The organism is Streptomyces sp. SID5464, assembly GCF_009862985.1.
Taxonomy (GTDB): Bacteria; Actinomycetota; Actinomycetes; order Streptomycetales; family Streptomycetaceae; genus Streptomyces; species Streptomyces chartreusis_D.
This window is the reverse complement of the sequence record NZ_WWIQ01000002.1, coordinates 22969-30567: the sequence shown is the minus strand read 5'-3', so window position 1 is coordinate 30567 and position 7599 is coordinate 22969. Positions and strand designations below refer to the sequence as shown.

The following is a 7599-nucleotide window of genomic DNA, read 5'->3' as shown; positions in this document are numbered from 1 at the left end:
GGGTGGGCGCAGCGGCACCCCGCTCCGCCGGGCTGCGGACCCACCCGGCCCCAGCACCAACGCAGAGCACCAACCCCGAGCACCAGTCACCGCACCACGGCGTACAGCACCTGCCCCTCCGGTCCCCGAGTCACCTCCCGCAGCCGCGCCCCCGCATCACGCCCGCCGTCGCCCCCCGTATCCACAACCCACCGCACCCCGTACTCCCGCAGAATCTCCCCCCGCTCCCTCCCCGACGTCCCCTCCGCGAAATACCGCCGCACAGCCGCTTCCCGCCGCCCCTCCCCCGCCAGGAAAAAGTCGGGATACCCAGGCGCCACGGTGTACGCCCCGTACGCGGGGATCTGCCGAGCCGGCCGCCCCTCCCGAGCCATCACCACATCCCCGTACTTCACCCACGGCGTCATCCAGTAGTACCCCGTCCACGGCCGCCGGTACTTCTCCGCGACGACCTCCGGCAGATCCCCCCGCTTCACCACGTACCCGACCGTCCCCACCTGTGTCCAAGCCCCCACCGCCAACGCCACCCCCAGCACGCACGCCCACCCCACCCGGGCCCCCCGCCGCCCGGCTTCCCCCACCTCAACCGCCACCGCCACCTGCGCCGGAATCAACGCCGCCGGCAACGCCCGCCCCCACGACCAGTGCCCGCTCACCCCACCCGCCGCCACGACAACGACCCCCAGCACGAAGAACAGCACCAGCGGATCCCACCGGTCCCGCCACCACCGCATCCCCAGCGCCACCACCCCGAGCAGCACCAGCCAGTACCGCCCGACCAGGTCCTCGTACAGCGGCCGGTGCACCGACTCCAGATCACCCCCGGCCCCGAACAGCGCGAAGAAGTCGTAGTACGGCCACAGCAACAGCACGACCAGCCCCAGCCCCAGTCCACCGCCGAGCCGGAGCCACACCACCCGGCCCGGCCGCGCGGCGACCACCGTCGCGATCGCCCCCAGCGTGGCCACCACCCCAGAGAACTGATGGCACAGCAGGATCACCGCCCACAGCGCCCCCAGCCCGAGCCACACGCCCCACCCCGCGTCACCGTCACCGCGCACCGCCCGCCCGAGCCACGCCCAGAGGTGGAAGGCGAGCCCCAGCGCGAACACACTCGGATACGACACCGTCAGCGCGAGCGAGTTGAGCCCGTAGAAGCCGCTCCAGTTGAACAGGGCCGTCCCCCACAGGAACAGCAGGCTCAGTACGGCCAGTGCGGGCGCGGCACGATGGCCGCTCAGCGTCCGCACGTACCGCCACACCCCCGACAGCAGCAGCGCGAGCCCGGCCAGCGCCCCCAGCCGCAGCACCACGAAGACCGACAGACCGCTCACCCGGGCGACACAGCCGAGCACCAGCATCCAGGGCGAGTAGTAGGGGCTCGGCGTGTCCGCGTCGACGAGCGGATTGCCCGGGTCGACGAGGTCGTGCCGCAGCCGCTGGATGGTCGCGGCGTGCATGCCGAGGTCCCCGGCCCACGGCAGCCGGACGATCACGAGGACCAGAAGCAGCACGACCACCGCGGCGGCCGCCTGCGCGGCGAGGGCCGCCGGTCTAGGCGCGGTGCGCATCGGACTGGAACACCCAGGTGCGGTAGACGAGGAAGCGGAAGGCGGAGGCCAGCACGATGGAAGCCGCCTTGACCGCGTTGGACTCGAAGGGACCGGTCAGGCCGAGCCCGTGATATCCGGCGTAGAACAGCCCGCTCTCCATGGCCACGCCGATTCCGCTGAAGACGAAGAACAGCGCGATCTGGCGCCGGGTCCGGGACGCCCTGTCGCGGTAGGTGAAATACCGGAATCCGAGGTAATTGGTGCCCATGGCGATCAGGCTGGCCAGGACGGTCGCCGGCATGGCGGCCCGGTGCAGCCCGTGCAGGAGCACGTTGAACACCAGGAAGTTCACCGCGACGCCGCTCCCGCCGACCAGCGCGAAGTTCACCACTTCGACCACGACGCGCTTCACCGACGGGGTGGGAGCGGCCGCTCGCTCCCCGGAGAGGTTCACTGTCACGCCCCAAGCCTTAGCCGGAAACGGTAAGTCCTCCACTCGAACCGCCCTAAGACACGCCAAGAAGAAAGCGCCCCGGGCCGGAATCGGCCCGGGGCGCCCAGCAAACCGTGCTCCTGCTCCTGCTCCTGCTCCTGCGAGCAGTCCTACGAATTCCGCTACGAATGCGTCCGCAGCAGCGTCCTCATCGTCCGCATCGCCACCGACAGGTTCGCGAGGTCGAACGCCTCGGAGCTCTGGATCTCCTCCAGTGTGGTGCGGGCCCGGCCGAGGATCGCCGCGTTCTTCTGCTCCCACGCCTTGTAGCGCTGCTCGGGCGTCGAGGTGCCGTTGCCCACCGCCAGGACGTCGGCGGTCAGCGCCGCGTGCGCCGCGTACAGGTCCTCGCGGATCGCCGCGCGGGCCATGGACTGCCAGCGGTCGGCGCGGGGCAGCTCGATGATGCGGTCCATGAGCTGGGTGATCCGCAGCCGGTCGGCGAGGTCGTAGTAGACCTCGGCGACGTCCAGCGGCTCCCGGCCCATGCGGTCGCCGACCGAGACGATGTCGAGCGTCGGGAAGGCGGAGGAGAACCCGGCCACGCGGGTGGCGAGTTCGTCCGGAACGCCGGCGTCCGTCAGCTCGTCGTAGATCTTCTGGTACCACTCCAGATCCGCGCCGCGCAGCAGCTTCGGCAGCTGCCCCCAGACCTGCTCGACCCGGTCGGCGAAGAAGTCGACGGTCTCGGCGAGCTGGAGCGGCTGCGGCCGGTTGTTGAGCAGCCAGCGCGTGCCGCGCTCCACGAGGCGCCGCGAGTGCAGCCGGATGCGGGTCTGGACGTCGGCCTCGACCTTGTTGTCGAGCGCCTCCACCCCGTCCCACACCTCGGCGGAGCGGAAGATCGCGCGGGCCGCGGTCTGGGCCCGGACGATCTCCTCCAGGGACGCGCCGGTCTCCTCCCGCAGGCGGTGCAGGTACGTCGTACCGCCGGTGTTGACCGTGTCGTTGACCAGGACGGTCGTGGTGATCTCACGGCGCAGCGGGTGGCCGTCGATGCGCTCGGCGAACTGCTCGCGCAGCGCGGTCGGGAAGTAGCAGTGCAGCAGGCCCCGCAGGTACGGGTCGTCGGGCAGTGAGGTGTGCAGCAGCTCCTCGGCGACCGTGATCTTCGTGTACGCCAGCAGGACGGCCGTCTCCGGGCTGGTCAGGCCCTGCCCCTGGGCGAGCCGCTCGCGGATCTGCCGGTCGGTGGGCAGGAACTCCAGCGCCCGGTCGAGGTGGCCCTCCCTGACCAGGTGCTTCATGAAGCGCTGCTGGGCGTGGAGCATGTCCTTGGACTGGGCGAGAGCGTTGGCGATCGCCGTGTTCTGCGCGTAGTTGTTGCGCAGCACCAGGTGGCCGACCTCGTCGGTCATCTCGGCGAGCAGCTTGTTGCGCTGCTTGACGGTCATGTCGCCGTCCGCGACCAGGCCGTTGAGCAGGATCTTGATGTTCACCTCGTGGTCGGAGGTGTCCACGCCCGCGCTGTTGTCGATGGCGTCGGTGTTGATCCGGCCGCCGTGCCGCGCGAACTCGATCCGGCCGAGCTGGGTCAGACCCAGGTTGCCGCCCTCGCCGACGACCTTGACGCGCAGGTCCTTGCCGTCGACGCGGATGGCGTCGTTGGCCTTGTCGCCGACGTCCGCGTTGGACTCGACGGAGGACTTGACGTACGTGCCGATGCCGCCGTTCCAGAGCAGGTCCACCGGCGCCTGGAGGATCGCCTTCATCAGGTCGGCCGGGGTCAGCTTGGTGACCTTGGACTCGATGCCGAGGGCCTCGCGGATGTGCGCGTTGACCGGGATCGCCTTGGCCGTGCGCGGGAAGATGCCGCCGCCGGCCGACAGCAGCTCCTTGTCGTAGTCCTCCCAGCTGGAACGCGGCAGCTCGAACAGGCGGCGGCGCTCGGCGTAGGAGGTGGCGGCGTCCGGGTTCGGGTCGATGAAGATGTGCCGGTGGTCGAAGGCGGCCACCAGCCGGATGTGCTCGGAGAGCAGCATGCCGTTGCCGAACACGTCACCGGACATGTCGCCGATGCCGACGACCGTGAAGTCCTCGGTCTGGGTGTCCACGCCCAGCTCCCGGAAGTGCCGCTTGACGGACTCCCAGGCGCCGCGGGCGGTGATGCCCATGCCCTTGTGGTCGTAGCCGGCCGAGCCACCGGAGGCGAAGGCGTCGCCGAGCCAGAAGTTGTACTGCTCGGCGACCTCGTTGGCGATATCGGAGAAGGTCGCGGTGCCCTTGTCGGCGGCGACGACGAGGTAGGTGTCGTCCTCGTCGTGCCGGACGACGTCCGCCGGGGGCACGACCTCACCGGCCACCATGTTGTCGGTGATGTCGAGCAGCGCCGAGATGAACGTCTTGTAGCTGGCGATGCCCTCGGCCATCCACGCGTCGCGGTCGAGGCTCGGGTCGGGCAGCTGCTTGGCGACGAAGCCGCCCTTGGCGCCGACCGGCACGATGACGGTGTTCTTCACCATCTGCGCCTTGACCAGGCCGAGGATCTCCGTACGGAAGTCCTCACGGCGGTCGGACCAGCGCAGGCCGCCGCGCGCGACCTTGCCGAAGCGCAGGTGCACGCCCTCGACGCGCGGCGAGTACACCCAGATCTCGAACGCCGGGCGTGGCGCCGGCAGGTCGGGGATGGCCTGCGGGTCGAACTTCATGGAGACGTAGTCGTGCGGCTTGCCGCCCGCCGCCTCCTGGAAGAAGTTGGTCCGCAGCGTCGCCTTGATGACCGTGAGGAAGGACCGCAGGATCCGGTCCTCGTCGAGCGAGGCCACCTGGTCGAGGGCCGCGTCGACCTCCTCCAGCAGCGCGTCCACGATCTCGTGCCCCGCGCGCTGCCGGTCGGGCGACATCCGCGCCTCGAACAGGGAGACGAGCAGGCGGGTGGTGTGGACGTTGTTGCGGAGGGTGTCCTCCATGTAGTCCTGGCTGAACGTCGACGCCGCCTGCCGCAGGTACTTCGCGTACGCCCGCAGCACCATCGCCTGGCGCCAGGTCAGTCCGGCGCTCAGCACCAGGGCGTTGAAGCCGTCGTTCTCCGCCTTGCCGGTCCACGTGGCGGCGAAGGCGTCCTGGAACCGCTCGCGGGCGTCGTCGCCGAGGTAGTCCCCGCCGTTGCGGGAGCGGGGCATGCGCAGGCCGAAGTCGTAGATCCAGGCCACGCTCCGGTCCGAGCAGCGCAGCTCGTACGGCCGCTCGTCGACGACCTCGACGCCGAGCCGGTTGAGGACCGGCAGCACCGCCGACAGGGAGATGGCGTCGCCCGTGCGGTAGATCTTGAAGCGGCGCTCCTCGGGGGCGGCGCCCACCGGCTCGTAGAGGCTGAGCGCGAAGTCCTTGCCCTCCTCGGCGTTCAGCTGTTCGAGGTGGACGAGGTCGGCGACCGCGGCGCGCGGGTTGTGGTCGGCCTTGTAGCCCTCGGGGAAGGCGTGCGCGTACCGGCGCATCAGTTCCGCCGCGTGTTCCTCGCCGAGCTCGGCGTTGAGCGCCTCGGAGAAGGCGTCCTCCCAGGAGCGGGCGGCCTCCACCAGCCGGGCCTCGATGCGCTCCTTGTCGGCGTCGGACAGCTCGGGCAGCTCGGTGCCCTGCGGGACCCGGACCACGAAGTGCAGCCGGGACAGGATCGACTCGGTGTTCCAGGCCGTGAAGTCGACGCTGATGCCGCCCAGTTCCTCCTTGAGGATCTCGATGATCCGCAGGCGGACGGCCGTGGTGTAGCGGTCGCGCGGGAGGTAGACGAGGGCGGAGTAGTAGCGCCCGTACTCGTCCTGGCGCAGGTAGAGCCTCAGCCGCCTGCGCTCCTGGAGGTAGAGGACGGAGGTGACGATGGACCGCAGCTCGTCGACCGGGGTCTGGAACAGCTCGTCGCGCGGGTACGTCTCCAGGATCTGGAGCAGGTCGCGTCCGTCGTGGCTGTTGGGCGAGAACCCGGCCTGTTCGAGGACCTCCTCGACCTTGCGCCGGATGACCGGGACGCGGCGCACGGACTCGGTGTAGGCGGCGGAGGAGAACAGTCCGAGGAACCGCCGCTCGCCGACGACATTGCCCTCGGCGTCGAACTTCTTGACCCCGATGTAGTCCAGGTACGACGGCCGGTGCACGGTCGCCCGGCTGTTCGCCTTGGTCAGGACGAGCAGCTTGTGCTCGCGGGCCTTGGCCCGGGCGTCGGCGGGCAGCCGCTCGAAGGACGGGCTGACCGGGTGGCTCTCCTGGTCGGAGTGGTGCGGGTCGGCACGCAGGATGCCGAGGCCGGTGCCGGGCACGGCGGCCAGTGAGTCGTCCCCGCGCAGCTGGTACTCGCGGTAGCCGAGGAAGGTGAAGTGGTCGTCGGCCAGCCAGCGCAGCAGCTCGCGGGCCTCCTCGACCTGGGGTCCGGGCAGGTCGGCGGGGGTGGGCTCGTCCGGCAGCCCCTCCGCCAGCCGGGTCGCCGCTTCCCGCATCTTGCCCCAGTCCTCGACGGCCTCACGGGCGTCGGACAGCACCCGCAGCAAATCGGCGGTGATCTGCTTCAGGTCGGCCCGGTCGGTCTCGCGGTCGATCTCGACATGGATCCAGGACTCGATGTGCGCGTCGTGCGGAAGGTCGCCGAAGCCGGTCGAGGTCGTGGGCAGCACTTCGATGAGCTTGCCGGTGACATCGCGCCGCACGACGAACTGCGGGTGGATGACGACGTGGATCCCGCGCCCCTGCCGCGTCAGCTCATTGGTGACGGAGTCGACGAGGAAGGGCATGTCGTCGGTGACGACCTCGACGACGGAGTGGCTGCACGTCCACCCGTTCTCTTCGACCGTGGGGGTGTGCACCCGCACGTTGGCCGTGCCCTGGGGGCGGTTCTCGGCCAGCCGGTAGTGCGAGACGGCGGCTCCGAAGACATCGACCGGGTCGCGGTCGGTGAGGTCCTCCGGGGCCGTGTGCAGGTAGTAACGCTGGAGGAACGAGAGCAGGGACTCGCGATCCGGGGCTTCCTGGGCGTCTGGGGTCTCCTCGCCCGTCGACCCGGTCGGTAGGTGCCCCCCGACCGGGCTGTTCTCAGCTACCCGGGCGGCCCTCTCGAGCAACTCGGCCTTGGCTTCGTCCAGCTTGGTCTGCATTGTCCTCTGGCTCCTGTCGCGCGCCGTTGCGTGACGTAGAAGGAAGTACGGCCTCTGCGCTTACGACGTCACGCCGTGACACGGGGTATCCGGTCTGTTCCGACGCTATGCCGCAAGGTGAGATGAGCGGGGGTGTCTGAGCCAATCTTGAGCTGCTCCACGGGTGTGAGGCTGCTCTCTGCGACGCCTCGGTCCGGGTGGTGCTCGGCGTCCCGGGAGTCCTCGAAGCCCCGTCCCGCCCGCGAAGACCAGCGACCGCCGCCCGGTCACGGATGTAGTCCGTGCTCTCCGGGCGCAGGGCAGGGACGACGACGTCCCCGCGAACTATCGCGCTGATCACGCCACCAAGGCTATCGCTCATTACAGGGGGCCCGTCATGAGCCGTATGTGTACAAAACCCGGCCTGGAAGTTTGACGTTCTGCACAGTGCCGCTACACCTGGCTGCGGGCAATCGTGCCGCTAAGGGCGGCA

Annotated in this window: 3 protein-coding genes; all 3 read right to left on the bottom strand. The window is 70.0% G+C overall.

Going from position 1 to position 7599, the window contains the following annotated elements:
- Window positions 1-86: 86 nt before the first annotated feature.
- The 3 genes from GTY47_RS01520 to GTY47_RS01510 all read right to left on the bottom strand — a co-directional run bounded on the left by GTY47_RS01520 (window position 87) and on the right by GTY47_RS01510 (window position 7127).
- Complete coding sequence (locus GTY47_RS01520) at window positions 87-1571, bottom strand: hypothetical protein (protein ID WP_010039822.1); 1485 nt, start codon at window positions 1569-1571, stop codon at window positions 87-89.
- A complete protein-coding gene (locus GTY47_RS01515) occupies window positions 1555-2013 on the bottom strand; it encodes a GtrA family protein (protein ID WP_029181159.1) in 459 nt (152 codons plus the stop codon). The genes GTY47_RS01520 and GTY47_RS01515 overlap by 17 nt, the downstream gene beginning before the upstream one ends.
- Window positions 2014-2168: 155 nt before the next feature.
- Complete coding sequence (locus GTY47_RS01510) at window positions 2169-7127, bottom strand: NAD-glutamate dehydrogenase (protein WP_010039818.1); 4959 nt, start codon at window positions 7125-7127, stop codon at window positions 2169-2171.
- Window positions 7128-7599 lie beyond the last annotated feature (472 nt).